Annotated in this window: 24 protein-coding genes; 17 read left to right on the top strand and 7 right to left on the bottom strand. The window is 70.4% G+C overall.

Annotated features, from left to right (window positions below):
* Nucleotides 1-57 precede the first annotated feature (57 nt).
* Together dprA and LPC04_RS07290 are read right to left on the bottom strand one after the other, a co-directional pair.
* Complete coding sequence (gene dprA, locus LPC04_RS07295; RefSeq protein WP_275681512.1) at nt 58-1,209, bottom strand: DNA-processing protein DprA; 1,152 nt, start codon at nt 1,207-1,209, stop codon at nt 58-60.
* A 99-nt stretch (nt 1,210-1,308) separates the two neighbouring features.
* Entirely contained in the window at nt 1,309-2,487 is a 1,179-nt protein-coding gene (locus LPC04_RS07290; RefSeq protein ID WP_275681511.1) for a LysM peptidoglycan-binding domain-containing protein, read from the bottom strand.
* 300 nt (nt 2,488-2,787) lie between these two features.
* Between LPC04_RS07290 and def the strand changes: the two genes are divergently transcribed.
* The 8 genes from def to LPC04_RS07250 all read left to right on the top strand — a co-directional run bounded on the left by def (nt 2,788) and on the right by LPC04_RS07250 (nt 10,878).
* Complete coding sequence (def, locus tag LPC04_RS07285) at nt 2,788-3,300, top strand: peptide deformylase (RefSeq protein ID WP_275681510.1); 513 nt, start codon at nt 2,788-2,790, stop codon at nt 3,298-3,300.
* A gap of 5 nt (nt 3,301-3,305) precedes the next feature.
* Nucleotides 3,306-4,259: a methionyl-tRNA formyltransferase gene (gene fmt / locus LPC04_RS07280; protein WP_275681937.1), complete on the top strand. Its 954-nt coding sequence runs from the start codon at nt 3,306-3,308 to the stop codon at nt 4,257-4,259.
* 103 nt (nt 4,260-4,362) lie between these two features.
* Complete coding sequence (locus tag LPC04_RS07275; protein ID WP_275681509.1) at nt 4,363-4,797, top strand: hypothetical protein; 435 nt, start codon at nt 4,363-4,365, stop codon at nt 4,795-4,797.
* A gap of 62 nt (nt 4,798-4,859) precedes the next feature.
* The gene (locus LPC04_RS07270) at nt 4,860-5,597 is read left to right on the top strand and encodes an AzlC family ABC transporter permease (protein ID WP_275681508.1); all 738 of its coding nucleotides are present in this window, start codon (nt 4,860-4,862) and stop codon (nt 5,595-5,597) included.
* Complete coding sequence (locus tag LPC04_RS07265; protein ID WP_275681507.1) at nt 5,594-5,923, top strand: AzlD domain-containing protein; 330 nt, start codon at nt 5,594-5,596, stop codon at nt 5,921-5,923. Before LPC04_RS07270 ends, LPC04_RS07265 begins: the two co-directional genes overlap by 4 nt.
* Nucleotides 5,924-5,957: 34 nt before the next feature.
* Nucleotides 5,958-7,148, top strand: coding sequence for a phosphoglycerate kinase (locus LPC04_RS07260; RefSeq protein ID WP_275681506.1), 1,191 nt, complete (start codon nt 5,958-5,960; stop codon nt 7,146-7,148).
* A 198-nt stretch (nt 7,149-7,346) separates the two neighbouring features.
* Entirely contained in the window at nt 7,347-8,780 is a 1,434-nt protein-coding gene (gene pyk, locus LPC04_RS07255; RefSeq protein ID WP_275681505.1) for a pyruvate kinase, read from the top strand.
* 145 nt (nt 8,781-8,925) lie between these two features.
* Complete coding sequence (locus LPC04_RS07250) at nt 8,926-10,878, top strand: O-linked N-acetylglucosamine transferase, SPINDLY family protein (protein WP_275681504.1); 1,953 nt, start codon at nt 8,926-8,928, stop codon at nt 10,876-10,878.
* Here the strand turns inward: LPC04_RS07250 and LPC04_RS07245 are convergent.
* The 3 genes from LPC04_RS07245 to LPC04_RS07235 form a co-directional block, all read right to left on the bottom strand.
* Entirely contained in the window at nt 10,859-11,872 is a 1,014-nt protein-coding gene (locus LPC04_RS07245) for an ATP-binding protein (protein WP_275681503.1), read from the bottom strand. The two genes, LPC04_RS07250 and LPC04_RS07245, sit on opposite strands and share 20 nt — an antisense overlap.
* Before the next feature lie 119 nt (nt 11,873-11,991).
* Nucleotides 11,992-14,556, bottom strand: a complete 2,565-nt coding sequence (locus LPC04_RS07240) for a tetratricopeptide repeat protein (RefSeq protein ID WP_275681502.1) — start codon at nt 14,554-14,556, stop codon at nt 11,992-11,994.
* Nucleotides 14,556-14,891 (bottom strand): hypothetical protein, encoded by a 336-nt coding sequence (locus LPC04_RS07235; protein ID WP_275681501.1) that lies wholly within the window; start codon nt 14,889-14,891, stop codon nt 14,556-14,558. The genes LPC04_RS07240 and LPC04_RS07235 overlap by 1 nt, the downstream gene beginning before the upstream one ends.
* Nucleotides 14,892-15,056: 165 nt before the next feature.
* Between LPC04_RS07235 and fba the strand changes: the two genes are divergently transcribed.
* The 3 genes from fba to LPC04_RS07220 all read left to right on the top strand — a co-directional run bounded on the left by fba (nt 15,057) and on the right by LPC04_RS07220 (nt 18,212).
* Nucleotides 15,057-16,121: a class II fructose-bisphosphate aldolase gene (gene fba, locus LPC04_RS07230; RefSeq protein ID WP_275681500.1), complete on the top strand. Its 1,065-nt coding sequence runs from the start codon at nt 15,057-15,059 to the stop codon at nt 16,119-16,121.
* A gap of 85 nt (nt 16,122-16,206) precedes the next feature.
* A complete protein-coding gene (locus tag LPC04_RS07225; RefSeq protein ID WP_275681499.1) occupies nt 16,207-17,103 on the top strand; it encodes a phosphoribosylaminoimidazolesuccinocarboxamide synthase in 897 nt (298 codons plus the stop codon).
* Between the two features lie 17 nt (nt 17,104-17,120).
* Nucleotides 17,121-18,212, top strand: a complete 1,092-nt coding sequence (locus tag LPC04_RS07220; RefSeq protein ID WP_275681498.1) for a hypothetical protein — start codon at nt 17,121-17,123, stop codon at nt 18,210-18,212.
* A 33-nt stretch (nt 18,213-18,245) separates the two neighbouring features.
* Here LPC04_RS07220 and LPC04_RS07215 read toward each other — a convergent pair whose 3' ends face one another.
* Nucleotides 18,246-19,214: a tetratricopeptide repeat protein gene (locus LPC04_RS07215; protein ID WP_275681497.1), complete on the bottom strand. Its 969-nt coding sequence runs from the start codon at nt 19,212-19,214 to the stop codon at nt 18,246-18,248.
* Between the two features lie 86 nt (nt 19,215-19,300).
* Here LPC04_RS07215 and purE point away from each other — a divergent pair, with 86 nt between their 5' ends.
* From purE to LPC04_RS07185, 6 genes are all read left to right on the top strand, one after another.
* Nucleotides 19,301-19,765, top strand: coding sequence for a 5-(carboxyamino)imidazole ribonucleotide mutase (gene purE, locus LPC04_RS07210; RefSeq protein ID WP_275681936.1), 465 nt, complete (start codon nt 19,301-19,303; stop codon nt 19,763-19,765).
* 55 nt (nt 19,766-19,820) lie between these two features.
* Nucleotides 19,821-20,984 carry a 5-(carboxyamino)imidazole ribonucleotide synthase gene (locus LPC04_RS07205; protein WP_275681496.1) on the top strand — a complete coding sequence of 388 codons (1,164 nt, stop codon included), beginning with the start codon at nt 19,821-19,823 and terminating at the stop codon, nt 20,982-20,984.
* Nucleotides 20,984-21,967: an L-threonylcarbamoyladenylate synthase gene (locus LPC04_RS07200; protein WP_275681495.1), complete on the top strand. Its 984-nt coding sequence runs from the start codon at nt 20,984-20,986 to the stop codon at nt 21,965-21,967. Before LPC04_RS07205 ends, LPC04_RS07200 begins: the two co-directional genes overlap by 1 nt.
* A 68-nt stretch (nt 21,968-22,035) precedes the next feature.
* Nucleotides 22,036-23,022 carry an SGNH/GDSL hydrolase family protein gene (locus tag LPC04_RS07195; RefSeq protein WP_275681494.1) on the top strand — a complete coding sequence of 329 codons (987 nt, stop codon included), beginning with the start codon at nt 22,036-22,038 and terminating at the stop codon, nt 23,020-23,022.
* Nucleotides 23,023-23,300: 278 nt separating this feature from the next.
* Nucleotides 23,301-24,452 carry an SGNH/GDSL hydrolase family protein gene (locus LPC04_RS07190; protein ID WP_275681493.1) on the top strand — a complete coding sequence of 384 codons (1,152 nt, stop codon included), beginning with the start codon at nt 23,301-23,303 and terminating at the stop codon, nt 24,450-24,452.
* A 33-nt stretch (nt 24,453-24,485) separates the two neighbouring features.
* Entirely contained in the window at nt 24,486-25,160 is a 675-nt protein-coding gene (locus LPC04_RS07185; RefSeq protein WP_275681492.1) for an OmpW/AlkL family protein, read from the top strand.
* A 66-nt stretch (nt 25,161-25,226) separates the two neighbouring features.
* Here the strand turns inward: LPC04_RS07185 and dacB are convergent, their stop codons facing one another.
* Entirely contained in the window at nt 25,227-26,675 is a 1,449-nt protein-coding gene (dacB, locus tag LPC04_RS07180; protein WP_275681491.1) for a D-alanyl-D-alanine carboxypeptidase/D-alanyl-D-alanine endopeptidase, read from the bottom strand.
* Nucleotides 26,676-26,776: the final 101 nt, after the last annotated feature.

Genomic DNA, 26,776 nt, shown 5'->3' with positions numbered 1-26,776 from the left:
TTGCGTGCGACGATCAGTGGCTCGACTGGGCTGATTCCGCGCGAACCCGCGCCGATCTCAGGCCAACGCGCGCCGCTGCAGCAGGCCGCCGGGCAGCCGCTCGACGACCCCCGCGAGCTCGAGGTCGAGCAGGCGCGCGGCCAATTGGTCGGACGGCATCCCGGTGCGGGCCGCCAGCGCGTCGAACGTGACCGGATCGTGGCCCAGCGCCGCCCGCAGCGCGCCGTCCGGGCCGGCGGCGATGCCGTCATCCGTGGCCGTCGCGAACAACGAGGGCCGCGCCGGCGACAGCGTCGCCCGCCGTGTCTCGCCGAGCGGCCCGAAGCGCAGCTCGCGCAGCACGTCGTCGGCGTTCTCCACCAGCTTCGCGCCTTCCTGGATCAGCCGGTGACAGCCCTGCGACTGCTGCGAATGGATGGAGCCGGGGATCGCGAAGACGTCCCGCCCGCTCTCGACCGCCATGCGCGCCGTGATCAGCGAGCCGGACTCGAGGGCCGCTTCCACCACCAGCGTGCCGCGCGACAGGCCCGCGATCAGCCGGTTGCGGCGTGGGAAGTTGTCGGGCAGGGGGATCGCCCCCAGCGGATATTCGCTGGCCACGAGGCCGTTGCGGGCGATGCGTCGCATCAGGGCGCGGTGGCTGGACGGATAGCAGCGATCCAGGCCGGTGCCCACGAACGCGACGGTGCTGCCCGGTCCGTCCAGGCCGCCTTCGTGCGCCGCGCCGTCGACGCCCATGGCGAGGCCCGACACGATCGCGAGTCCGCGTTCACTCAACGCTCGGGCGAAGGCGCGGGCATTGTCGACGCCCTGGGGCGTGGCGTTGCGACTGCCGACGATGGCGACGCTCTGGGCAGAGAGCAGCTCGACGCGGCCCAGCGTGAACAGCAGCAGCGGCGGATCGGCCGTCTCCAGCAGCAGCGTCGGATAGCGCGGGTCGCCGAGGGTGACGATGTCGCGCGGCTCGTCGTCGGCCGAGGCGTCCAGCCAACGCCGGGTGGCTGCGACCAGGGCGTCATCGCGCGCCTCGCGCCGCCTCAGGACACGGACGACGTCGCGACCGGTCAGCGACAGCAGCGTGGGGTCGTCGGCGGCCAGCACCCGCTCGGCCGAGCCGAGCGCCGCGAGCAGCTTGCGCGCGGTGGCGCGACCGATCCCGGGCGTGCAGGCCAGCCGCAGCCAGGCGGCCAGTTCGTCTTGGGACAGCATGGACGCACCGGTGGCGAAGGATCAGCGGACGGGTGCGGCCAGGGCGAGCGAGGACGACGACGACCGGTCGGGAAGGACGGAACCGGTCGCCGCGGTGGCTCAGGGCTGCGTGATGCGATCGCCCGGCAGCGTCGGGATCGTCGTCTCGAGCACGAGGCCGTAGGCCATGCGGTCGAACACGCGGAACACGAACACCACGCCGATGCGCTCGTCGGGCAGCTTGATCAGCTTGCCGTGCTCGACCGACTTGTCGTTCATCACGGCGCCTTCGTGCCACAGCGCGAGCACGGTGCCGCGCTCGAGGCCGTCGCGCGCGCCGCGGTTGAGCGACACGATCTGGTTGGAGCCGGCCGACATGGCGTCGCCGTACAGCGAGACGACCTTGCCGTTGACCGGATTGGCCGGCGGATGCGGCACGAACGGCGCGAAGTCGCGCACCGTGGCGGGCGCGAGACGATCCCCGATGGCCACGTCTTCCTTGTTGCTCGTGATCGTGAAGGACGATGGGACGCTCAGGCCGTTGGTCTCCGCGCCCGGGCGCGATTCGCCGTCCTGCTTGCGATCTGCGGAGCCGACGTAGCGCGCCTCGTAGCCGAGGATCTGCTTGGTGTCCGGATCGACCAGCGCCTTGGGCTCGCGGAAGATCTGCCAGCTGCGGATGTTGCCGAGGTCGCCTGCGACGTAGGCGGTGTCGCCCCGCTGCAGCAGCATCCGGTTTTCCTGCACGGCCACGATGCGCGGGGCGGTGGCCATCTGGTTGGAGTCGAAGATCATCGCGTCCGTGAGGAACGGCGAGATCAGATTCATCGGGATCGACGCGATCGCGGCCGATTCGGACGATTCGCTGCGAATCGACGGCGACAGTTTGATGGTGTCGCCGACGCCGCCCACGGTGGTTCCGAGTTTCAATCGGGCCATGCCGTCGATTTTCTCGAGCACCAGCAACTGCCCCGGATAGATCAGGTGGGGGTTGTGAATCTGTTCGAGATTCATTCCCCACAGCTCGGGCCAGCGCCACGGGCTTTTGAGGAACATGCCGGAAATGTGCCAAAGCGTATCGCCACGCTTGACCGTATACGTGTCGGGCGCGTTTTCGGCGAGCTCGGACAGCGGCACGCCCTTGGAGGCGACCTGCTGCGCGGTGCTGCGTTGCTCCGGCGTGATGGGGAAGGCCTGCGTCACGGACGGCGCGGCGGCCAGCACGGCCAGTGCGAGCGCGGCGAAGTTCAGGGCCGCAGCGGGCTGCGCAATGGCGGTACGTCGGAATCGAAAGGTCATGTCCAGAAAACTCCCGGGCCATCGAAGGCATTTGGGACGCAAGTGGCACGGAACCCGCACGAAGCTGCGACAATTCCGATTTGGCCGGAGTATCCGGCCAGCCTAGAAACTAGCAAATTTGCCGCAGATTCTGCCCGCAAACCCCTGTTGTCGCAATGAATCGGACACTCCGTTACGACGGAGATAGGCGTTCACCCTCAGTCCGAACGTTGCGTCTCAACACATTCTGCACCGCGGTCGCAAGAGGTCTCGCCGGATTAATCGTGAATTTCGTGGCAGATTTCCAGGAACGATCTTTCCATGTCCCAACTCCAGATTCTCCGCTACCCTGATCCGCGCCTGTACACGGTCGCCAAGCCCGTCGCCGAAGTCACCGACGAGATCCGCGCGCTCGCCGACGAGATGATCAAGGTGATGTACGCATCCGACGGCGTCGGCCTCGCAGCGACCCAGGTCGACCACCACATCCGCCTGATCGTGATGGACACCTCCGAGACGCACGACCAGCCGCGCGTGCTGATCAACCCCGAGCTGGTGGCCGGCTCCGACGACTGGATCCTCGGCGAGGAAGGCTGCCTGTCGGTGCCGCAGGTCTACGAGAAGGTGGAGCGTCACGCCCGCGTGCGCGTGCGCGCGCTCGACCGCGATGGCCAGCCGTACGAGTTCGACGCCGAGGGCCTGACGGCGGTCTGCGTCCAGCACGAGATGGATCACCTGATGGGCAAGGTGTTCGTCGACTACCTGAGCCCGCTCAAGCGCGACCGCATCAAGACCAAGATGCTGAAGAAGACGCGCGACGAGCAGAAGCGCTGATGACCTTGCGCGCCGCATTCGCGGGAACGCCCGAGTTCGCCTCGACGGCGCTCGCCGCGATCCACGCCGCCGGCCACACGGTGCCGCTGGTGCTGACCCAGCCGGACCGTCCGGCCGGGCGCGGCATGAAGCTGACACCGTCGCCGGTCAAGCAGCTGGCGCTGGACCTGGGCGTGCCGGTGGCGCAGCCTCGCAGCCTGCGGCTGGACGGCAAGTTCCCGGACGAGGCCGAAGCCGGCCGCGCCGCGCTCGAGGCCGCGCGCCCGGACGTGCTCGTCGTGGCGGCCTACGGCCTGATCCTGCCGCAGTGGGTGCTGGCCCTGCCGCGCCTGGGCTGCCTCAACATCCACGGCTCGCTGCTGCCGCGCTGGCGCGGCGCCGCGCCGATCCACCGCGCGATCGAGGCCGGCGACGCCGAGACCGGCATCACCATCATGCAGATGGACGCCGGCCTGGACACCGGCGACATGCTGCTGATCGAGCGCGAGCCCGTCGCCTTCGACGACACCACCGGCCTGTTGCACGACCGTCTCGCCGCGCTCGGCGCCCGCATGATCGTGCAGGCGCTGGCCGACGCCGAGGCCGGGGTGCTGAAGCCGGTCCGGCAGCCCGAGGTGGGCGTCAACTACGCCCACAAGATCGCCAAGACCGAGGCTGCGATCGACTGGACGCTGCCGGCCGACGTCATCGAGCGCCGCGTACGCGCCTTCGATCCGTTTCCCGGCGCCACCTTCCAGGCGCACGGCGAGACGGTCAAGCTGTGGCGCGCGCAGGTCGAACGGCTCGGCATCGCCGCCGCGCCCGGCACGGTGATCGCGGTCGACGCCCAGCAACTGGTCGTGGCCTGCGGCGACGGCGCGCTGGCCTTGCTGGACGTGCAGCGCCCGGGCGGCAAGCGCGTCGCGGTCGCGCAATGGCTGCAGGGCCAGCCGCTGGCGCGCGGGGACGTCCTGGGCTGAACGCGAGGCGGAACTGGGCGGCGCTCGCCGTCCAGTTCCGGCGATCGACGGCTCAAGCCCGGCGCGCGGCGGCCGATAACGGACGCATAGACCCGTCCCAGCCATGCGCCGTCCTCTCATCCTCCTCGCCATCCTGTCCACGCTCGCCGGTTGCGACCAGCTCGGGCTGGAAGCGGCGTCGGTGACGGCCGCGCGCGTCGAGGCCGACGGCAAGGCCGTAGGCGCCGCCTGCCGCCACGGCGGCCGCGCGATCGAGGACTGCTTCACGCTCAACAAGCGCGTCGACAAGGCCGCCATCTACGCCGGCTGGCGCGAGATGGACGACTACATGCGCGAGAACAAGCTCGAGGCCGTCGTCCCGACGCTCGGCCCGGGCTCGAAGAAGACGGCTGAAGCCGACGACGCTGCGGCCGACACCGCCAAGGCCGACGCCGGTGCGGACAAGCCCGCCGACAAGACTGCCAAGGCGCCGTCGCCCAAGGTCGAGAAGATCGCCAGGATCGACAAGTCGGCCGCCGAGAAGCCGGTCGAGAAGTAGCCGCCAGCGTCCGCTTCGCGACTTGCGAAGCCACCCCGTCGCCGCCTTGAGACAATGGCGCGATGACCACCTCGACGCCGCTCTGGCGCCATCCCGAATTCGCCGTCGGTGCGCGCGAGACGCGCGACGTCTCGCTGGGCATCGGCGCGTGGGGCCTCGTCGCGGGCATCGCGATGTCCAAGGCGGGGCTGGGCTCGGCGTTCGCCGTCCTGATGTCGCTGTGCGTGTTCGCCGGCAGCGCGCAGCTGGCCGCGCTGCCGCTGATGGTGCAGGGCGCGCCGCTGTGGGTGATCTGGGCCACGGCCTTCTGCGTGAACCTGCGCTTCATCATCTTCAGCGCGGGCTGGCGGCCGTACTTCGAGTCGCTGCCGCGCGCGAAGCGCCTGTTCATCGCGTACTTCACCGTCGACTTCACCTACATCGCGTTCATGCGGCGCTTCCCCAAGCCGGTGGACGTGCGCGCGCACCAGGCCTACGTCGCAGGCAACGCCACGGTGAGCTGGGTCGCCTGGCAGTCGATGACGGTGCTGGGCGTCGTGCTGGCCGACGTGATCCCCGAGCGCTGGGGCCTCGGCTTCGCGGGCTCGCTGGCGCTGCTGGGCATCACGGCGTCGCTGCTGGTCGACCGCACGACCTGGCTGGCCGCCGCCGTGGCCGCCTGCGCCGCACTGGCGGCGTTCGCGCTGCCGTTCCACCTGAACATCGTGGTCGCGATCGCCGCGGCGATGGCCGTCGGGGTGCTGATCGACCACGTCTCGGCCGCGCGGCCCGCGGCCGATGCCACGAAGGACGCCGCATGACGACGTGGATGACCCTCGCCGCGATCGCCGGCCTCACCGTCGTCAGCGTCGTGACGCGCGGCTTCTTCATGATCCCGAACCGCGAGGTGCCGATCCCGGCGTGGCTGCGCGAGGCGCTGCGCTACGCGCCGCTGGCCGCGCTGGTGGCCGTGCTGCTGCCCGAGATCGCGATGACCGGCGACCACCTCATCTCGACCTGGAAGGACGCCCGGATCTACGCGACGGCGACGGGCATCCTCGTGTTCTGCACCACCCGCAGCCTGCTCGGGACGATACTCGCGGGTACCGCGACCCTGCTGGCCCTGCGGCTGACCCTCGGCTGGTGAGCTCCTCCCATTCCAATCTGACTGTGTGAATGCCATGAAAGTGATCCGTTTCTCCGACCTCGCCGCCTCGGGCCAAGCCAAGGGCAAGCGCGTGTTCATCCGCGCCGACCTCAACGTGCCGCAGGACGACGCCGGCAACATCACCGAGGACACGCGCGTGCGCGCCTCGGTGCCCTGCATCAGGATGGCGCTGGACGCCGGTGCCGCGGTGATGGTGACCAGCCACCTGGGCCGTCCCACCGAAGGCGAGTTCAAGCCCGAGGATTCGTTGGCGCCTGTCGCGAAGCGTCTGTCGGAGCTGCTGGGCCGCGACGTGCCGCTGGTGGCCAACTGGGTCGACGGCGTCGACGTCGAGCCGGGCAGCGTCGTGCTGCTGGAGAACGTGCGCGTCAACAAGGGCGAGAAGAAGAACAACCCCGAGCTCGCGAAGAAGATGGCCGCGCTGTGCGACATCTTCGTCAACGACGCGTTCGGCACCGCGCATCGCGCCGAGGCCTCGACCTACGGCATCGCCGAATACGCGCCCGTCGCCTGCGCCGGCCCGCTGCTGGCCGCCGAGATCGACGCCATCACCCAGGCGCTGGCCAATCCGAAGCGGCCGCTGGTGGCCATCGTCGCGGGCAGCAAGGTCTCGACCAAGCTGACGATCCTGCAGGCGCTCTCGGCCAAGGTCGACGGCCTGATCGTGGGCGGCGGCATCGCCAACACCTTCATGCTGGCCTCGGGCCTGAAGATCGGCAAGAGCCTGGCCGAGCCCGACCTCGTCGCCGACGCCAAGGCCGTCATCGAGTCGATGAAGGCGCGCGGCGCCGCGGTGCCGATCCCGACCGACGTCGTCGTCGCCAAGAAGTTCGCCGCCGATGCCGAGGCCACCGTGAAGGCCGCGACGGACGTCGCCGACGACGACCTGATCCTGGACATCGGCCCGCAGACGGCCGCGAAGCTCGCCGAGCAGCTCAAGGCCGCCGGCACCATCGTCTGGAACGGCCCGGTCGGCGTGTTCGAGTTCGACGCCTTCGCGCACGGCACCGAGACGCTGGCGCGCGCCATCGCCGCGAGCCCGGCGTTCAGCATCGCCGGCGGCGGCGACACGCTGGCCGCCATCGCCAAGTACGGCATCGAGAAGGACGTCGGCTACATCTCCACCGGCGGCGGCGCGTTCCTCGAGATCCTCGAAGGCAAGAAGCTGCCGGCGTTCGAGATCCTGGAAAAGCGCGCCGCCTGAAGTCCGTAGCACGAAGGCAAGGCGGCGGCGTGGCGGCGCCGAGTCCGCCGCGTCGTCCGAGGGGGCGTTCTTGACCGCGCCCGGGGCCGCGGCGATGCTGTAATCAGGATGTAACCCCAGCCGGTGGGGCGCGCCCATAATCGCGTTATCCAGTTACCTTGCTACAGAGGCGCGCAGGCGCCCAGGAGACATCCCGTCATGACCCGTGGTACCAAGATCGTCGCGACCCTCGGCCCCGCCACCAGCGATCCGGAGGTGCTCGAGCGGCTGATCCGCGCCGGCGTCGACGTGGTGCGCCTGAACTTCAGCCACGGCAAGGCGCAGGACCACATCGACCGCGCGAACCTCGTGCGCGAGATCGCCGAGCGCGTCGGCCGCACCGTCGCGCTGATGGCCGACCTGCAAGGCCCGAAGATCCGCGTCGGCAAGTTCGTCGACGGCAAGGTGATGCTCGTCAAGGGCGAGCGCTTCGTGCTCGACGCGTCGCGCACCGAGCCGGGCGACATCAACGGCGTCGGCCTCGACTACAAGGAACTGCCGCGCGACGTGAAGCCCGGCGACACGCTGCTGCTCAACGACGGCCTGATCGTGCTGACGGTCGAGGAGGTCAAGGGCGACAAGGTGCACACGATCGTCAAGGTCGAGGGCGAGCTGTCCAACAACAAGGGCATCAACAAGCAGGGCGGCGGCCTCACGGCGCCGGCGTTGACGGCCAAGGACATGGACGACATCCGCACCGCCGCAAGCTTCCGCTGCGACTACCTCGCGGTGAGCTTCCCGAAGAACGCGACCGACATGGAGATGGCGCGCCAGCTTGCCAACGTGGCGGGCGAATCGCAGCGCCACAAGCCGGCGATGATCGCGAAGATCGAGCGCACCGAGGCGATCCCGAATCTCGAGTCGATCCTGAAGGCGAGCGACGGCATCATGGTGGCGCGCGGCGACCTGGCCGTCGAGGTCGGCAACGCCTCGGTGCCAGCGCTGCAGAAGCGCATGATCCGCATGGCGCGCGAGATGGACAAGGTCGTCATCACCGCCACGCAGATGATGGAGAGCATGATCCTCGCGCCGGTGCCCACGCGCGCCGAGGTCAGCGACGTCGCCAACGCCGTGCTGGACGGCACCGACGCCGTGATGCTCAGCGCCGAGACCGCGGCCGGCCGCTACCCGATCGAGACCGTCGAGACCATGGCCGCGATCGCGCTCGAGGCCGAACGGGCCGACGACGTGCAGCTGATCGAGACGACCTTCATCAACAAGAAGTTCGGCCGCATCGACCAGTCGATCGCGATGGGCGCGCTGTTCACCGCGCAGCACCTGGGCTGCAAGGCGATCGTCGCGCTGACGGAGTCGGGCTCGACGGCGCTGTGGATCAGCCGCCAGCGCTCGCAGGTGCCCATCTTCGCGCTGACCTCGCAGCCGACGTCGCTGCGCCGCATGGCGCTGTATCGCAACGTCACGCCGCTGATGATGCCGACCTACGACGACCGCGACACCGCGCTCGCCGAGGCCGAGCGCCTGCTGGTCGCGCGCGGCGTGTTCCGCCCGGGCGACACCTACGCGATCACCTGCGGCGAGCCGATGGGCTACCCGGGCGGCACCAACATGTTGAAGATCTGCCGCGTCAATTGAGCCCCCACGCTCGCCGGCGCTCGCTGCCCCGCGGAGCCGGATCCGCGGCTCCCTCGGACTTCTCTCGCGCCGTTTGAGCGACAGCGTCGGCGGCGACCGGGCCTCGCTGCTTGGGTCGACAATGGGCGACCCGTGAGGACGCTCCATGTTCAAGAACCTGTTCAACAAGATCAAGTCCGCGCCGGCGGCGCCGGCCGCGCCCGTCGCGGTGCCCGACGACATCGCCGGCGCCGACGCGCTGGTCGTCCAAGGCAACGAGCGCGAGGATGCCGGCGACCTGGCGCAGGCCGAGGGCTTGTACCGCCAGGCCATCGCCATCGCGCCGGGCCATCCGCGCACGCACCTGAACCTGGGCATCCTGCTCGCGGCCAAGGGCGACGGCGCCGGGGCCGAACGGGCCTACCAGGCCTGCCTGGCCATCGCGCCGGACCATCCGTTCGGCAACTACAACTACGCCCGCCTGCTGGTCCTGCGCGACGACTTCGCGCGGGCCGAGCCCTTGGTCGCGGCCGCCGTCCGCGCCAAGCCGGACTTCCCGCAGGCGCTGGTCGTGCAGTCCAACGTGCTGGATGCGCTCGGCAAGACGGCGCCGGCGATCGCGGCGATGGAGGCCGCCCTGCGCCTGCAGCCCGGCGACGCGGGTGCGTGGCTGAACCTGGCGGTGATGCTGGCCGGGCAGTCGCGCACCGACGATGCCGTCGTTGCGTTGAAGCGCGCGCTGGAGGGCATGCCCGACAACCTGGAAGCGCTGACGCTGCTGAGCCGCCTGCTGCGCGACCAGGGCTTCGCGGCCGAGGCCCTGGCGGCCGTGCGGCGTGCCATCGAGAAGGCGCCCGGCGCCTGGGGCAACCGCTCGTTCGAGCTGCTGCTGATGATCTTCGCCGACGGCATCGCGGGCGACGACATCTTCCGCCGCCATGTCGAATTCGGGGCCGACCTCGAACGCGCCGTGCCCGTCCGCTTCGACGCCTGGCGCGACTCGGCCGATCGCGCGCGCCGGCTGCGCATCGGCTATCTCTCGAGCGACCTGTACCTGCACCCGGTGTCGTTCTTCCTGATCCCCGTCCTCGAGCAGCACGACCGCTCGCAGGTCGAGGTGTTCTGCTATTCGTACGGCGAGACCGAGGATTTCATCACCGAGCGCATGCGCACGCTCAGCGACCACTGGCGCCCGGCGCACGACATGACGGACGCGCAGCTGGCCGACGCGATCCACGCGGACGGCATCGACGTGCTGGTCGACCTCGTCGGCCACACCGCGCAGCCGCGCCTGGGCGTGTTCGCGCAGCGGCCCGCGCCGGCGCAGGTGTCGTGGATCGGCTACCTCAACACGACGGGCCTCACGACGATGGACTTCCGCCTCGGCGATCGCCGCACCGACCCGATCGCGATCGCGCAGCCCGTGCACACCGAGCGCCTGGTGCACATGCCCGTCAGCCAATGGTGCTACCGGCCGCTGTTGGACGAGCCGCTGGGCCCCGACGCGCCGTTCGAGCGCAACGGCCACGTCACGTTCGGCTCGTTCAACGCGGCGTTGAAGGTCTCGCCGGCGATGAGCCGCCGCTGGGGCGAGCTGCTGGCGCGGGTGCCCGGGTCGCGACTGGTCGTGGCCAACGTCAATTCCGAGCGCAAGCGGGCGGCCATCCGGGAGGACATCGCGAGCCAGGGGGTGGCGGTCGACCGTGTCGAGTTCCTGGCCCGGGTGCCGCTGAACAAGTACCTCGCCTCGTACAACGCGGTCGACATCTCGCTGGACGCCTTCCCGTACGGCGGCGGCACGACCACCTTCGATTCGCTGTGGATGGGCGTGCCCGTCGTCGCCACGGTGGGGGAGCGCTCGGTCTCGCGCAGCGCAGCCAGCCTCCTCGAGGAGCTGGGCCTGGCGGACTGGATCGCGCCGACCATTGAAGACTTCGTGGAGCTGGCGGTCGCGCGCGCGTCCGACCTGCGCGCGCTCGCGTCGCTGCGGCAGGCGCTGCGGGAGCGCCTGCGCGCGTCGCCGCTGACCGACATGCCGCGCTTCGTGCGCGACCTCGAGGCCGCCTACCGCGAGATGTGGATCGCGCGCAGCGATTCGCTCAGTGGATCGTGCCCTTGAGCAGCTTCTCGACGCGCCCGCTGGCCTTGGTCGGCTGCAGCGCCACTTCCGGGTGGGCCTTGGCGTAGACGCGGAACACCTCGTCGATGAAGCTGGGACCGACGTCGTCGACGCCGTCGAAGTCAAGCTCCGCCGTCGCGAACAGCTCCAGGCGCGAGACGACCCAGCGCGCCTGGGCGCGCGAGTCCAGCGTCAGGCCGTTGTCGGTCAGCAGGCGCAGCGGCACCTGGGTGCGGCTGAAGTCCAGCGGCGCTTCCTCGGAGCCGAAGGCGCTGTAGGTGTCGGTCGGGCGCACGGTGGAATCGAGCGCCAGGCTGACGAACACGGTGGTGCCCGTGCGATTGAGCGGATGGCTGCGGAACTGCACCGACTCGCCGCGGTGGCGCCATTGCAGCACCTGCCCGTTGGACTGCAGGTTCATCGCGTCGACCATGCGCGCGACGAAGAACAGGCCGCGGCCGCCGTGGCATTCGGGCTGCGTCGTCAGGCGGCCCTTCGAGATCTCGAGCGCCGCGCGCTGGGCGTCCGGCAGGTCGGCCTTGGCCGCGAGCTGCTTGAACACGCCGAGGCCGTCGTCGCCGATCAGGATGTGCAGGTGGGTGGGCGTCTGGCGCACCGAGACCGTCACGCGCGTGGCCTGCGCGTGGTCGATCGCGTTGTTGAGGAGCTCGCCGAACACGTGCTGGGCGATGCGCGCGACGGCGGGGCTCAGCTGCAGCACCGGGTGCACGTCGCGCAGCCAGGGCGTGTGCTCGTCCAGGCCGGCGACCGCGTACTCGGTGGTGACCTCGCGCTGCACGCCGGGCTTGAAATGCGGGCGCGTGTTGCCGTTGCGCTCGATCCAGCCGTTCTCGACCAGGCGCTTGAGCTGCTTGGTCATCGTGCCGCGCGACACCGAGTGGCGCTTGGCCAGCACGGGGCCGAGATCGGTCGGATGCGCCAGCACGTCGGCAGTGATCGTGCGGGTCAGGGTCGAGAGTTCAATGCGTGCCATCAAGGTGCTCCGGGCCGCCTCGGGACGGCGGCTCAACTCGGCACAGTTTCCCGGACCTGCAGCGCGCGAACGCGCCGAACAAGACCGGAAAACCGGTCGAGTTCCGAGCGACCGGGCGATCAGGCGGGCTTGGCGACGCCGGCCGCTTCGAACAGCGCGTCCTCGAGGGCGCGCACCGGCGCCTGGTCGAAGAACAGCGCATGGCGGCGCTGCGCGATCTCGCGCTCGACGTGCGCGCGCCAGGCCTCGTCCTCGACCAGGCGCAGCGCGATGTCGGCGAACTCGGCCGGCGTGGTGGCGACCAGTTCGTCGAGGCCGAGGAAGCGCAGCGGGCCGCTGGCCAGCCGGCCGCGCATGAACTTGTCCTCGAACGCCACGACGGGCAGGTCGCACTCGAGGCCTTGCACGGCCGTGTTGAAGCCGGAGAAGCCCAGCGTGTCGAGCAGCGCCGTCGAGCGTTGCATCAGCCCGAAGAAGCGGCCGCGGTTGAGCGTCGGGATCCAGGCGACGGTGCGGTCGTAGTCGACCCCGGCGTTCGCGAAGGCCTTGCGCATGCGCTGTTCGACCTGCGCCGACATCGCCGGTCGATGGCTGCCGAAGAACACCAGCCGGCCGGCGCCGCGCGCCTGCAGCCGCGCCGCGATCGCCACCAGCGCCGCGTCGCCCTGCGGCGTGTACTTGAACGGCGTGCCGGGGCACAGCAGCAGCGGTTCGGCCGGGTTCAGGCCCAGCGTCGCGAAGTCGGGCGCGACCACCGCCGGCTGCAGCGGCTGCAGGCACACGCCCAGGTGCGGCAGCGCGACGAGGCGTTCCGAGTAATGCGACGCGCCGTTGGCGGGCTCCAGCGCCTGCGCGGAGATGAACAGGTCGATCGTCGGCAGCCCGGTGGTCAACGGCTGGCCCCAGGCCGCGGCCTGCACGGGCGCGAGCCGCATCGCGGCGAGCCTGGTGGTGAGCGGATGCATGCCGATCTCGGGGTAGATCAGCACGTCCAGCCGCGCGTCGACGATCGCCTGCGCCCAGTCGTCCAGCGTCACCGGTTTGTCGACGAACGCTGTCGCGTCGCGGCGCGCCCGGGCGGTCTCGTCGTCGCTGGCGGGTTCGAGCTTGAACAGCGTCAACTCGATGCGCTCGCGATCGAAGTGGCGCACCCAGCCCTGCGTGATCGCGTTCCACACCGAGTGGTCGCGCACCTGCGCAGCGGCGATGCCCACGCGCAGCTTGCGCGCGGCGGTCGGGCGCGGGTCCAGCGGTGGCGCGGCGACGCTGGCCATCAGCCGTGCGACGGTCTTGCCGTAAGGCATGAGCAGCGGCCGCACGTCGACCGGGTGGTAGGCCAGGTAGAACGGTTGCGCGCTGCCCACGCCCCTTGCGCCGGAGACGGCGCGGGCGGGCGTGAACCAGGCGTCGAGCTCGGACAACGCGCGCGAGAAGGCGCGGCGCGAGGCCTCCATCTGCGCGGCGTCGTCGTAGACCGGGCGCAGGTGCGACATCGCGAGCGCGAAGCGGGCGCGGCTGTCCTGCGGATCGCGCTCCACGGCGCGCGCGAACTGCTTCGTCGCCTCGGCGGCGTGGCCGGCGCCCAGCAGCGCGTTGCCGTAGCCGAGGAAGGTCGCCGCATCCGCATCCGCGATGGCGGCGGCGCGCCGGTACAGGTCGACGGCCTCCTCGATGCGCCCTTGCGCGAAGTGCGCCGCGGCCTGCATCGCCAGCGCCGCGCCGCTGTCCGGGTGCGCGCTCGCGAAGGCCTGGCCGTGGCGCATCGCCTCGTCGCCGCGGCCGCCGTCCACAAGCGCGCCGACCAGCGCCTCGTGCGCGGCGGCGAGCGCGGGGTCGAGCTGGACCGCCTTGCGCAGCTGCTCGATGGCGGCGTCGTGGTCGCCGAGATCGCGCAGAAAGACGCCGAAGTTGTGCCGCGCGACCGCGTCGTCGGGCGCGCCGAGCACCGCATGCGCGAAGGCGTCGCGCGCCAGGCCGGCGTCGCCGAGGCCGGCCAGCGCCTGCCCGCGCGCGCCGAGCGCGCGCGAGTCGCCGGGCGTGATCGCCAGCGCCGCATCGGCGGCCTCCAGCGCGCGCTTCGGATTGCCGGCCATCTGGCTGGCGATCGCCAGGTGCAGCCAGCCGCGGGCTTCGCGCGGGCGGGCCTTGACGCTGGACTCGAACACCGCGACCGCGCCGCGGCCGTCGCCGGTGTCCAGCAGCGAGGCACCGAGCAGGTCGGCGATCTCGGCGGACTTCGGGCTGCCGGCGAAGGCGCGCTTCAAGGGCACGACCGATTCGGCGATGCGTCCCAGCTGCCGCAACACGTTGCCGAGGTTGGACTGCGCGTCGACATGCGCCGGCTGCGCCTTGGCGGCGCGCTCGAACTGCTCGCGCGCCTCGTCGAGCCGGCGCGCGCGCAGGAGCGTCGTGCCGAGGTTGTTGAGGGCGGTCGCGTCCTTGGGCCTGGACGCGAGGGCCTGCGAGATCAGCGTCTCGGCCGCGGCGAGGTCGCCGCGCTGCAGCGCGATCACGCCCAGCAGGTGCGTGGCGTCGAAGTGGCCCGGCGCCTGCGCGACGACCTGGCGATACAGCGCCTCGGCCTCGTCCAGGCGGCCGGCCTGGTGCAGGGCGACGGCCTGGTTCAGCTGTGCGGCGCCGGCGGAGGTCGGGCCCTTCTGGTTCGGGCGCGGCGGCGCGGGCATCAGACCTCGCGCTGCGAATTGGCGCCGGCCACCACGGTGGCGAGCGCGTAGGCGAGCTCGTCCACGAACGGCTTCGGGTACTTCGCCTCGAGCAGCGCCCACTTCATGCGGTTGGCGATGCGGGCCTTCTGGTACAGGTTGGGCTTCTCGCGCTGCACGAACTGCTGGGCGCGGCGCAGCAGGTCGTTGTGCGACTTGGCGAGCTGCTCTCCGGCCTTCTTCACCGCGGCGCCGCTGCCCTCGAGCTTGGCCGGCGGAATGCGCTTGACCAGCGCGGCGACCTCGCCGTCGATGAAGGCGTCGACCTTGCTTGTGTTGAACCAGGAAAAGACCATCGGAGTTCCGTCGTTGCGATGTGCGAACCAGCCGCGATTATGCGGTCCGGTATCCGACCCTTTAAAATGGGCAAGTTACGACGCGGTTACGGCACCGCGCCACCCCATTTCGTGGCACCGTTCGCGTGCCGAGACGCCATTCGCAACTTCCCCTGAGGACTTCCCATGCCCGTCGTTTCCATGCGCCAGCTGCTGGACCACGCCGCCGAAAACGGTTACGGTATCCCCGCGTTCAACGTCAACAACCTCGAGCAGGTGCAGGCCGTGATGACGGCCGCCGCCGAGGTCGGCGCCCCGGTGATCCTGCAGGCCTCGGCCGGTGCGCGCAAGTACGCGGGCGAGCCCTTCATCAAGCACCTGATCCAGGCCGCCACCGAGAGCTGGCCGCAGATCCCGCTGGTGATGCACCAGGATCACGGCCAGAACCCCGACATCTGCCGCGGCGCGATGGATCTCGGCTTCAGCTCGGTGATGATGGACGGCTCGCTGCAGGCCGACGGCAAGACGATCGCCAGCTACGACTACAACGTCGACGTCACCCGCACCGTCGTCGACATGGCGCATGCGCGCGGCATCACGGTCGAAGGCGAGCTCGGCTGCCTCGGCTCGCTCGAGACGATGAAGGGCGACAAGGAAGACGGCCACGGCACCGACGCCACGATGACGATGGACCAGCTGCTGACCGACCCCGAGCAGGCCGCCGACTTCGTCAAGCGCACGCAGCTCGACGCGCTGGCCATCGCCATCGGCACCAGCCACGGCGCCTACAAGTTCACGCGCAAGCCCACGGGCGACATCCTCGCCATCGGCCGCATCAAGGAGATCCATCGCCGCATCCCCAACACCCACCTGGTGATGCACGGGTCGTCGTCGGTGCCGCAGGAGCTGCTGGCCATCATCCGCCAGTTCGGCGGCGACATGAAGGAGACCTACGGCGTGCCGGTCGAGGAGATCCAGGAAGCCATCAAGCACGGCGTGCGCAAGATCAACATCGACACCGACATCCGCCTCGCGATGACCGGCGCGATCCGCAAGTACCTGTTCGAGAACCCGGACAAGTTCGACCCGCGCGACTACCTGAAGCCGGCGCGCGAGGCCGCCAAGCAGATCTGCCGCCAGCGCTACATGGAGTTCGGCTGCGAGGGCCAGGCGGCGAAGATCAAGACGGACACGCTGCAGGTCGTCGCGGCCAAGTACGCCAGCGGCGAACTCGCGCAGACCGTCAACTGATCACGACCGGTCGTTCGGACACAGCGCAGGGAAGGGTTGCGGCAGGCACAATACGGGTTTACCGTTCCTTACGCCTGCTCACGCCATGACCGCCGCGCTGCTCACCACGTCCATCCACTCCCTGCCGCTGCTCGCGCGCGGCAAGGTGCGCGACAACTACGCCGTCGGCGACGACCGCATCCTGATGGTGGCCACCGACCGGCTGTCGGCGTTCGACGTCATCCTCGGCGAGCCGATCCCCGGCAAAGGCGCGCTGCTGACGCAGATGGCGCTGTTCTGGTTCGACAAGCTCGAAGGCATCGTCCCCAACCACCTGACCGGCGACGCGCCCGAATCGGTGGTGCAGCCTGACGAGATCGCGCAGGTCAGCCAGCGCGCGATGCTGGTCAAGCGCCTGAAGCCGCTGCCCATCGAGGCGGTGGTGCGCGGCTACCTGGCCGGCTCGGGCTGGAAGGAATATCAGGAAAGCCAGTCGGTGTGCGGCGTCGAGCTGCCCGCCGGCCTGAAGAACGCGTCGAAGCTGCCCGAGCCCATCTTCACGCCGGCCACCAAGGCCGAGGCCGGCGAGCACGACGAGAACATCTCGTTCAAGGTCGCGTCGGCCATGGTCGGCAACGAGCTCGCCAACCGCGTGCGCGACGTCTCGATCGCGCTGTACAAGCGCGCCGCCGAATACGCGCTGACCAAGGGCATCATCATCGCCGACACGAAGTTCGAATTCGGCCTTGACGCCGACGGCACGCTGACGCTGATGGACGAGGTGCTGACGCCCGACTCCTCGCGCTACTGGCCGGTCGACGGCTACGCCGAAGGCCAGAACCCGCCCAGCTACGACAAGCAGTTCGTGCGCGACTGGCTCGAATCGGTGCGCATCGACGGCCAGCCGTGGAACAAGAAGGCGCCCGCGCCGGCGATGCCCGCGGAAGTGGGCGAGCGCACGGCGGCGAAGTACCGCGAAGCCTTCGAACGCCTCGCCGGTTAAAGAGCTTGCTCCACCACATGTCCCGCCTGATCGACCGACTCGACGCACAAATCGCCCAGGCTGAAGAAGTCTTCGAGCGCGAGTGCCTCAAGTCGCGCCGGGCCGCGGTGCTGGCGCGCCACGGCCAGTTCGCCGAGGCGCGCTTCGCGCTGGCGGGACTGCGCTCGCAGAGCCAGCGTCTGCGCAACCCGGTGCTGTCGGCCTGGGTCGCCTTCGTCGACGGGCTGATCGAGCATTGCGAGTCGCTCTCGCCGACTGCGCGGGCGAAGTTCCAGCGCGCCTACGACCTCGCGTCCACCGCCGGCGACGCCGACCTGCACTCGCTCAGCGCGGCCTGGCTCGCGATGGCCGACTTCAACGCCAGCGACGTCGAGGCCACCGTCTCGCACGTGCAGGAAGCGCTGCGCATCGCGCCGGCCGACAGCCACGCCGCGCGTGCGCGCGCCGCGCTGGTCGTGGCCAGCGCCTGGCGCGTGGCCGGCGACGACGACCGCGCGATCCCCTGGTACAAGGTCGCGCGCCAGCACGCGGCCACCGAAGGCGACGTCTCGCTGGTGAGCGTGCTGCTGCACAACATGGCTGCGTTCCAGGCCGGCCGCATCAGCCTCGAGGGCGCGTTCGACCGCGCCGACCTGGCCGACGCGCAGCGCGTGCTGCTGGAGGCTGAGTCCACCGGCAACTACGACGCGGGCGTCGGCAACGGCCAGCTGATGGCCGAGGTGCCGCTGCTGCGCGCTCAGCTGATGACGGTGCTGGGCCAGTACGACGCGGCCATCGCGCTGTTCGATTCGCAGCTGTCGCGCGCCCGCGCCGAGGGCCAGGTGCACCGCGAGGCGCGTTTCCTGGCCGACGCGGTGTTCGCCGAGGTCAGGCTCGGCCGCAACGACGAGGCGGTCAAGCGCCTCCGCGCGATCGTCGCGGTGCTGCCGCTGATGACCGAGCACGACGACATCGCCGCCACGCACGCGCGCCTGGCCGCGGCCACGCGCGCGCTCGGGCGCACCGAGCAGGCGGACGCGCACGCGGCGCAGGCCGAGGCCGCGCTGGCGCTGCACCGCGCCGAGCAGAAGCGCTGGGCCGAGGCCCTGGCGGTCGTCAACTTCAGCTGAGGACGAGGGCGGGTTGGCCGCCCGCGGGTCGGCTCAGCTCAGCACGGTCATGCTCAGCCGCCGACGGTACTGGTCGACGACCGGATCCGCGCCGACGGCCGCCGAGTGGCCGGTCAGCTCCAGCTTGGGCTTGTCGGCCGCGGACTTCTCCGGCGCCGCCTTCGGCGCGGGCTTGGTCATCAGCTCGAGGATGCCCACGTAGACCTTGCGCGCCAGCTCGCCGTTCCACGACTTGTCGCGCATCAGGATCTCCAGCAGCTCGTCGAGCGCCTGCGTGAACGCGCCGGCCGCGAAGAACGACTGGGCGAGTTCGAAGCGGGCGTCGAAGTCGCGCTTGTTGGTGGCGATCGCGGCGGCCAGCTCGTCGTGCGAGCGCGCCGTGACGGCCTTCTCGCTGGCATCGAGCCAGTGGCCGATGGCGTCGAAGCGCGCGTTGGGCAGCACGCGCTGCGCCACCGGCTGGTAGGCCTGGCGCGCCTGCGCGAGCAGCTCGGGGTTGCTGCGGCTGGTCTCGATCAGCAGGCGCAGGTAGTCGAAACGGGCCGACTCGTTGGCCGGGTCGATGGCGACGGCCTCCTGCAGCTTGGCCAGCGCGGAGTCGGTGTCGCCCTCGGCCAGCAGGGCCTCGGCGGCCTCGGCATCCTGACCGGCGGCGAGCTCGTCGGCGCCCGGCACGTGCTTGTCGAGGAACGCGCGGATCTCGCTCTCGGGAATCGCCCCGACGAAGCCGTCGACCGGCTGGCCCTGGTGGAACATCACGCAGAACGGGATCGAGCGCACACCGAAGGCCTGGCTCAGCTGGCCGGCGATCTCGGGCTGCTCGTCGCTGTTGAGCTTGGCGAGCTTGAAGCGGCCTTCGTAGGCCGTCTCGAGCTTTTCGAGCATCGGACCGAGGGCCTTGCACGGGCCGCACCAGGGCGCCCAGATGTCCAGAAGAATGGGTTGCTGCATCGAATCGTGCAGCAGGTCGTTCTCGAAATTCTGGAGGGTGATGTCTATCATGTGGGGCTTCGCCTGTGCCCCCGGCTAAAATCGTCGTTTTACCGGGAGTGATCTTGAATAGTGCCTCGCCTGCAGTCGGCGTCGTCATGGGGTCGGCCAGCGACTGGGAGACGATGAAGGCGGCTGCCGACATTCTCGCCGAGTTCGCCATTCCCTTCGAGGCGCGCGTCGTCTCTGCACACCGCATGCCCGACGACATGTTCGCGTACGCGGAAGGCGCGGTCGCGCGCGGCCTGCAGGCCATCATCGCCGGCGCGGGCGGCGCCGCGCACCTGCCGGGCATGCTGGCGGCCAAGACGGTCGTGCCAGTGCTGGGCGTGCCCGTCGCGAGCCGGCACCTGAGCGGCGTCGATTCGCTGCACTCCATCGTGCAGATGCCCAAGGGCATTCCCGTGGCGACCTTCGCGATCGGCGCGGCCGGCGCGGCCAACGCGGCGCTGTTCGCGGTGGCGATGCTGGCCAGCCGCGACGAGGCGCTGCGCGGCAGGCTAGAGGCCTTCCGTGCGAAGCAGACCGAAGTCGCCCGCGCGATGACGCAGGAGCTGAAGTGAGCGCCGCCCGGCCGCCCGCAGGCGCTCGGACCGCAGTGCGCAGCACGGAGGCTCAATGACGTCGCGGCGCGCTCTCCCGCCCGGCGCCACGCTGGGCGTGCTCGGCGGCGGCCAGCTCGGCCGCATGTTCGTGCACGCCGCGCAGACGCTGGGCTTCGACACGCTGGTGCTCGATCCCGACGCCCACAGCCCGGCGGGCGCCGCCGCCCACGCCCAGCTGTGCGCGCCCTACGACGACGAGCGCGCGCTGGCCGAGATGGCCGGCCGCTGCGACGCCGTCACCACCGAATTCGAGAACGTGCCCGCCCCGTCGCTGGCCTCGCTGGCGCAGGACATCCCCGTCGCGCCCGCCGCCGCCGCCGTGGCCATCTGCCAGGATCGCGCCGCAGAGAAGGCGCACTTCGAGCGCGCCGGCGTGCCGTGCGCGCCGTACGCCGTCATCGAGACCAGGGAGCAGCTCGCGGCCATCGCCGACGACCTGCTGCCGGGCATCCTGAAGACCGCGCGCCTGGGCTACGACGGCAAGGGCCAGGTCGTCGTCGCCGACCGCGTGGCGCTCGAGGCCGCGTGGACGCAGCTGCGCAACGTCCTCTGCGTGCTCGAGAAGCGCCTGCCGCTGAAGTACGAGCTGAGCATCATCGTGGCGCGCGGTGCCGACGGGCAGGTCGTCAACCTGCCGGTCCAGCAGAACCTGCACCGCTCGGGCATCCTCGCGCTCACCACCGTGCCGGCGCCCGACGTCACGCAGTCGCAGTCCGACCAGGCGATCGCGCGCGCGACGGCCATCGCCGAGTCGATGGACTACGTCGGCGTGCTGTGCGTCGAGTTCTTCGTGCTGGAGGACGGCGCGCTCGTCGCCAACGAGATGGCGCCGCGCCCGCACAACTCCGGCCACTACTCGATCGACGCCTGCGACTTGTCGCAGTTCGAGCTGCAGGTGCGCACGCTGGCGCGCCTGCCGCTGGTCACGCCGCGCCAGCACTCGCCGTGCGAGATGGTCAACCTGCTGGGCGACCTGTGGTTCGACGGCGGCCGCGAGCGCGAGCCCGACTGGGGCGCGCTGCTGGCGCTGCCGGGCATGCACCTGCACCTGTACGGCAAGAAGCAGGCGCGGCCGGGGCGCAAGATGGGCCACCTGACGGTCACCGCCGCCACGCCCGCGCTGGCGCGCGAGCGCGCGAACGCGGCCGCGGCGGTGCTGGGGCTGCAAGGCTTCTGATGGCCATCGTCGACGGCAACGACACGGCGGCGCTGCAGCGCGCCGCGGCCGAACTGGCCGCGGGCGAGCTGGTGGCGTTCCCGAGCGAGACCGTCTACGGGCTGGGCGCGCGCGCCGACGACGACGTGGCCGTCGCGAAGATCTTCGCCGCCAAGGGCCGGCCGGCGGACCATCCGCTGATCGTGCACGTCAAGGATGTCGACGCCGCCCGCGCGTTCTCCAGCGACTGGCCGGCCGCCGCGCAGAAGCTGGTCGACGCGTTCTGGCCGGGCCCGTTGACGGTGATCGTGCCGCGCCGCTCCGGCATGGGCACGGCGTCGGCCGCCGGGCAGACCAGCATCGGCCTGCGCTGCCCGGCGCATCCGGTCGCGCGCGCCCTGCTCGACGCCGCCGCGGCACTCGGCGTGGCCGGCGTCTCCGGCCCGAGCGCCAACCGCTTCGGGCGCATCAGCCCGACGACGGCGGCGCACGTGCACGAGGACTTCGGCGACGACTTCACCATCGTCGACGGCGGCGAGTGCGACGCGGGCATCGAGTCGGCCATCGTCGACTGCAGCCTCGGCGCGCCCGCGCTGCTGCGCCCGGGCGTGCTGACGCGCGCGCAGATCGAGGCCGTGCTGGGACATCCGCTGCGCGAGGCCGGGTTCGACGCGCCGCGCGCCTCGGGCACGCTCGAGGCGCACTACGCGCCGCGCGCCAAGCTGCGCATGATGCCCGCCGACCAGCTGCGCGCCGCGCTCGGCGTGCTCGCGAAATCGAGCGTTAACCCGGTGGCGGTATATTTCCGCACCGTCACGCCGGACCGCTCGGTGCGCGCGTACCGCGTGATGCCGGACAATCCGGTCGCCGCGGCGCACGAACTTTTCGCAGCGCTGCGTGAACTCGACGCCACCGGTGCCAGTCTGATCTGGGTCGAGACGCCTCCCGACGCCCCGGCGTGGGAGGGCGTCCGCGACCGCTTGCAGCGCGCGGCCGCTGCATAGACATCTTGAGGATTCCGGGCTTGCGAGGGCGGGCACCGGAGTCCAGCTGAAATCCTACAGGAGAACGAATGCTTTTCAATGAACGCCTGGGCCGCATCGCGATGCGAGTGGTCACGGGAATGGCCGCAGCCGGCGCGCTCGCCGTGCTCGCGTCCTGCGGCGGCGGCACCTACCAGCAACAGGCTTTCGTGCCGGCTCGCCTGCTCGTCTTCGGCGACGAGAGCAGCCGTCTCCAGGGTTCGCAGGGCCTCAAGTACAGCATCAACGAGGTCTCGAACATCACGGGCGAGACCGACTGCACGCTCAATCCGATCTGGACGCAAACGGTCGCCAACGGCTACGGCCTGACCTTCGCCAACTGCAATCCGAACGGCGCATTCGAGAACAACGCGATCGACAACACGACCGTCAACGGCACCGTGGCCGACGTCGTGCAGAAGGTGGCCGCGTTCCAGGGCGGCGACACGTTCAACGGCAACGACCTGGTGCTGATCTGGGTGGGCATGAACGACATCCTGAACGAGTACAAGGCCAACGCCAGCCCCGACGAGACGGTGCTGGTGCAGGACATGAAGGACCAGGGCACGCAGCTCGCCAACGTCGTCAACTCGATCGCCAACGCCGGTGCCAAGGTGGTCATCCTCACCGTGCCCGACATGAGCTACTCGCCGTACGCCTTCGCCGAAGCGCAGCGCGGCGACTTCGACCGCGCCAAGCTGCTGTCGGACATGAGCACGGCCTTCAACGTGGGCATGCGCAGCAACATCCTGAACGACGGCAGCAAGATCGCGCTCGTGCTGGTCGACGACCTCGTGCGCAATGCGGTGCGCAGCCCCGGCTCGTTCGGCCTGATCGCGAACGACAACCAGACCTACGGCTGCCTCGACTCCGCGCCGCTGCCCACCTGCACGAACGAGACGCTGCGCAACGACCCGTCGACGGGCCAGCCGGCGATCCAGAACTTCATGTGGGCGGACGCCACGCACCTCGGTTCGGCGCTTCAGGGGCAGATCGGCAGCCAGGCCTACGGCCGCGCACGCTCCAACCCGTTCTGATCGCCCAAGCCCAGTTTCGCGCCGGACGCAAATCCGGTGCGGCTGCTGCGCTGCAGCATGTGGCCCTCGCACGACGCCCAGGTCGCGCGCGGGCCTTTTGCCTTTTCAGGGGCGCGCCTGCGAAATAACGTCGGCGACGCGTGCAATCCCTGTGTTGTTTGGGCGGTGCCGACAGGGTTAGCACCCAGGGGCCGCACCAGCCCGCATGCGTATAGTTTTTAATGAAATCGAACGACCGTTCGATTAATGTCTTTGACTCTTCGTTTGGCGAGGTGCACATGAAGAAATTCCACGTCTTGACCACGGCCCTGGCGGCCGCGGCCTTCCTGGCTGGTTGCGGAGGCGACAGCGCCGGCGACCAGTCGCCGCGCGTCGCTTTCACGCAGATGGTCAACTTCGGGGACAGCCTGAGCGACGTCGGTACCTACGACGTCGGCGTCGTCAAGCTCCAGGGCGGCGGCCACTTCTCCATCAACGGCGTGGGCGCCACCGGCCTGCTCTACATCAACTGGACGGAGTTCCTGGCTGCCACGCTGCACCTGCCGCAGCCCTGCGCCGCCGAGACCGGCCTGGACCCCGTCGTCGGCGCCGTGCCCATCATCGGCGACGAGACGGCGACCTTCCACGACGCCAGCAACGGCGGCACCTGCCTGAACTACGCGCAGGGCGGCTCGCGCGTCACGCTGCAGCCGGGGCCGGGCAACCGGGCGCTGTTCAACGCGACGGATCCGAGCACCTCGGGCGACGCGCTCGGCGCGCTGACGATTCCCGTGCACGACCAGATCGTGAACTACCTGAACCACAACAGCCAGGCGTTCTCGCCGAACGCCCTGGTCACGGTGCTGGCGGGCGCCAACGACGTGTTCGTCCAGACGGCCACCGTCACGGCCGAGATCACCGCTGGCCTGCCCCAGGACCAGGCGGTCGGCGGCGCGGTCGCCGCGATGAAGCAGGCGGCCGACGACCTGGCCAGCGACGTCAACACGATGATCCTCGCCAAGGGCGCCACGCACGTCGTCGTTGTCAACATCCCCGACGCCAGCCTGACGCCGTCGGCCACCCAGTCGGGCGCATCGGGCGTCGCGTTGACCAAGCTGCTGGTCCAGACGTTCAACGGCGAACTCGCCACCAAGCTGCAGGCCGGCTCGTCGCTGCTGCTGGTCGACGCCTTCACCGCCAGCGAAGACCAGGCAACCAACAAGGCGCAGTACGGCCTGACCGATGTCGCGACGTCGGTCTGCACGTCCTCGAGCTCGCTGGTGTGCACGAAGAACACGCTGATTCCCTCGGTGGCGCCGGCCGCGTCCGCCGCGCCCGCCACGGCAGCCAACACGTTCGAGTACGCCGACGGCGTCCATCCGACGCCCTACGGCTATCGGCTGCTCTCCGAGCTCGTCAGCGAACAGCTGGCCATCAAGGGCTGGCTGTAAGCCGGCGGTCGAGATCCACGCAAGGACACATTCATGAAGAAGCAATCCATTGCATCCGCTCTCGTCGCCGCCGTCGCCGTCTGCGGCGCGGGCGCAGCGCACGCCCAGGCCGCCGGCAACGTGATGGTCCAGCTGGGCTGGAACAAGATCATGCCCAAGGTCAGGAGCAGCGACCTGTCGGCGCCGTCGCTGCCGGGTTCGCAGATCAACATCAAGTCGGCGAGCGCGGTGTTCGCCACGCTCACGTACATGGTCACCGACGACATTTCAGTCGAGGCGTTGGGCGGCCTGCCGTACAAGCACGACATCGTCGGCGCGGGCGCGGTGTCGGGTGTCGGCAAGATCGGCAGCATCCACCAGATCTCGCCGACGGTGCTGCTGCAGTACCGCTTCCTGGAGTCCCTCGGCCCGTTCCGTCCGTACGTCGGCGCGGGCCCGACGTTCGCGAAGTTCTACGGCAGCAGCGGTTCGGCCGCGCTGACGGCGTTCACGAACCCGGGCGGCCCGCCGACCAAGATCGGTGGCGACACCGAATGGGGCGGCACGCTGCAGGCCGGCGCGAACTACAAGATCGACAAGCACTGGTTCCTCGATGCCGAGATCCTGAAGACCTTCATCAGCACGAAGGCGCAGCTGTCGACGGGCCAGGAGACCCGGGCCCGCCTGAACCCGATCGCGATCAACGCGTCGATCGGCTACACGTTCTGATCGACCCGGGCGAGGCCCTGCGGCCTGCCCGCGACATCCCGCGCGCAGCGATGCCCGCGGGATTTTTCATGGCGCCTTCGCGGGATCGCGCTCGACCCAGTCGATCGCTGCGTCGAGCGCCGGCCGCGCCGACGCCGCGTTCGGATCGTTGATCACCGCCACGAGGATGTAGCGCCGCCCGCTGTCGGCCTGCACGAAGCCGGCCACCGCGACGACGTCGCGCATCGAGCCCGTCTTCAGGTGTGCGCGGCCGGCGATCGCGGTGCTCCTGCGCAGCGTGCCGTCGACGCCGTTGACGGGCAGCGAGCTCGCCAGCTCCGGCATGATCGGGCTGTTCCAGTCGGACTGCAGCAACTGCCCCAGCGTGCGCGCGCTGATGCGCGTCTCGCGCGCGAGGCCGGAGCCGTTGACGACGACGATGCCGTCGGCCGCGGCGCCCAGGCGCTCGTGCAGCCACTGCACGAGGACGGCGCGCGCCTGCGCCTCGTTGGCGTCGGTGGCCGTGGCCGGGGGCGCCGGCGGCGCGTTCCGCGCGAGCGTCAGGAACAGCTGCTCGGCCATCGTGTTGTTGCTGAACTTGTTGATGTCGCGCACGACCTGCGCGAGCTGTGGCGACTCGAAGGTGAAGACGGGCGTGGCGCCGTCGGGCAGCGTGCCGTCGTGAACCTTCCCGCTGATCTTGCCGCCGGCCTCGCGCCACAACGCGGTCACCAGGCGCGACTCGTAGCTCGCGGGTTCGGGATAGGCCAGCGGCCAGTTGCGCGCGCCGCAGCTGGCCGGATAGGCGCCGGCGAAGCGCCAGCGGTTCGCGTCGCTCGCGGCGAGCCGGAGCGCGCCGCGCCAGTCGCCGCAACCGCCCTTGGTCAGTGGCACCGTCGCATCGATCGCCAGCCCCGCCAGCCGCGGCTCGGACGTCACGCGGGCCACGCGCGCCGCGGGGTCGGGCTGGAAGCTCAGCGTGACCGAGCGGAAGTTCATCAGCAGCGCGTCGGGCAGCACGTTGTACGGCTCGGACGGCGCGTTGTCGAAATCGGCCGCCGAGCGCGCGCTGGGCGCGAAGCCGGTGTGATCCAGCACGATGTCGCCGCGGATGTCGCGCACGCCGGCGTCGCGCAGCTGGCGCAGCAGCAGCCACACGCGCTCCATCACGAGGCTGGGGTCGCCGCTGCCGACGATGGCGACGGAGCCGTCCAGCACGCCGCTGCGGATCGGGCCGGTGACGTAGACGCCCGTCTTCCACGTCCAGGCCGGCCCGAGCGTCTCGAGCGCCGCGCTGGTGGTGGCCAGCTTGAAGACCGAGGCTGGGTTGACGCCGAAGTCGGGATTCCAGCCCCAGGTCGGCGACGCCGCATCCACCGGTTGCACCCACAGCGCGAGCGCGCTCTGCGGCACGTTCGCCCTGGCCAGCGCGTCGGCGATGGTCGGCGGCAACGTCCACGGGGCGGTCGGCGCCGCGTGGACGGCGAGGGCGGTGCCCAGCAGGGCGAGGGCGGCGAGCCGGAGCGGGGAAGGCATGGGCAGTCGAATGCGTCGTTGGAAAGCCGCGGAGACCGGCGCGTCCGGGGCAGGTCGATGATCGCACGGCTACACTTCTTGCCATGCTCCGGCTCGTTTCC

The sequence above is a fragment of the Scleromatobacter humisilvae genome, assembly GCF_023231945.1.
In the GTDB taxonomy this organism is placed as follows: Bacteria; Pseudomonadota; Gammaproteobacteria; order Burkholderiales; family Burkholderiaceae_C; genus Scleromatobacter; species Scleromatobacter humisilvae.
This window is presented reverse-complemented; position numbering and strand designations above follow the sequence as displayed.

Bases quoted from the DNA above. Each gene is read 5' to 3' on its own strand.
- LPC04_RS07195 (WP_275681494.1), top strand. From the start codon at position 22,036: ATGCTTTTCAATGAACGCCTGGGCCGCATCGCGATGCGAGTGGTCACG.
- LPC04_RS07215 (WP_275681497.1), bottom strand. From the start codon at position 19,214: ATGATAGACATCACCCTCCAGAATTTCGAGAACGACCTGCTGCACGAT.
- LPC04_RS07235 (WP_275681501.1), bottom strand. From the start codon at position 14,891: ATGGTCTTTTCCTGGTTCAACACAAGCAAGGTCGACGCCTTCATCGAC.
- dacB (WP_275681491.1), bottom strand. From the start codon at position 26,675: ATGCCTTCCCCGCTCCGGCTCGCCGCCCTCGCCCTGCTGGGCACCGCC.
- LPC04_RS07290 (WP_275681511.1), bottom strand. From the start codon at position 2,487: ATGACCTTTCGATTCCGACGTACCGCCATTGCGCAGCCCGCTGCGGCC.
- fba (WP_275681500.1), top strand. From the start codon at position 15,057: ATGCCCGTCGTTTCCATGCGCCAGCTGCTGGACCACGCCGCCGAAAAC.
- LPC04_RS07185 (WP_275681492.1), top strand. From the start codon at position 24,486: ATGAAGAAGCAATCCATTGCATCCGCTCTCGTCGCCGCCGTCGCCGTC.
- LPC04_RS07250 (WP_275681504.1), top strand. From the start codon at position 8,926: ATGTTCAAGAACCTGTTCAACAAGATCAAGTCCGCGCCGGCGGCGCCG.
- LPC04_RS07220 (WP_275681498.1), top strand. From the start codon at position 17,121: ATGTCCCGCCTGATCGACCGACTCGACGCACAAATCGCCCAGGCTGAA.
- LPC04_RS07200 (WP_275681495.1), top strand. From the start codon at position 20,984: ATGGCCATCGTCGACGGCAACGACACGGCGGCGCTGCAGCGCGCCGCG.
- def (WP_275681510.1), top strand. From the start codon at position 2,788: ATGTCCCAACTCCAGATTCTCCGCTACCCTGATCCGCGCCTGTACACG.
- LPC04_RS07275 (WP_275681509.1), top strand. From the start codon at position 4,363: ATGCGCCGTCCTCTCATCCTCCTCGCCATCCTGTCCACGCTCGCCGGT.
- LPC04_RS07240 (WP_275681502.1), bottom strand. From the start codon at position 14,556: ATGCCCGCGCCGCCGCGCCCGAACCAGAAGGGCCCGACCTCCGCCGGC.
- LPC04_RS07225 (WP_275681499.1), top strand. From the start codon at position 16,207: ATGACCGCCGCGCTGCTCACCACGTCCATCCACTCCCTGCCGCTGCTC.
- purE (WP_275681936.1), top strand. From the start codon at position 19,301: ATGGGGTCGGCCAGCGACTGGGAGACGATGAAGGCGGCTGCCGACATT.
- LPC04_RS07205 (WP_275681496.1), top strand. From the start codon at position 19,821: ATGACGTCGCGGCGCGCTCTCCCGCCCGGCGCCACGCTGGGCGTGCTC.
- LPC04_RS07245 (WP_275681503.1), bottom strand. From the start codon at position 11,872: ATGGCACGCATTGAACTCTCGACCCTGACCCGCACGATCACTGCCGAC.
- pyk (WP_275681505.1), top strand. From the start codon at position 7,347: ATGACCCGTGGTACCAAGATCGTCGCGACCCTCGGCCCCGCCACCAGC.
- LPC04_RS07265 (WP_275681507.1), top strand. From the start codon at position 5,594: ATGACGACGTGGATGACCCTCGCCGCGATCGCCGGCCTCACCGTCGTC.
- dprA (WP_275681512.1), bottom strand. From the start codon at position 1,209: ATGCTGTCCCAAGACGAACTGGCCGCCTGGCTGCGGCTGGCCTGCACG.
- LPC04_RS07190 (WP_275681493.1), top strand. From the start codon at position 23,301: ATGAAGAAATTCCACGTCTTGACCACGGCCCTGGCGGCCGCGGCCTTC.
- LPC04_RS07270 (WP_275681508.1), top strand. From the start codon at position 4,860: ATGACCACCTCGACGCCGCTCTGGCGCCATCCCGAATTCGCCGTCGGT.
- LPC04_RS07260 (WP_275681506.1), top strand. From the start codon at position 5,958: ATGAAAGTGATCCGTTTCTCCGACCTCGCCGCCTCGGGCCAAGCCAAG.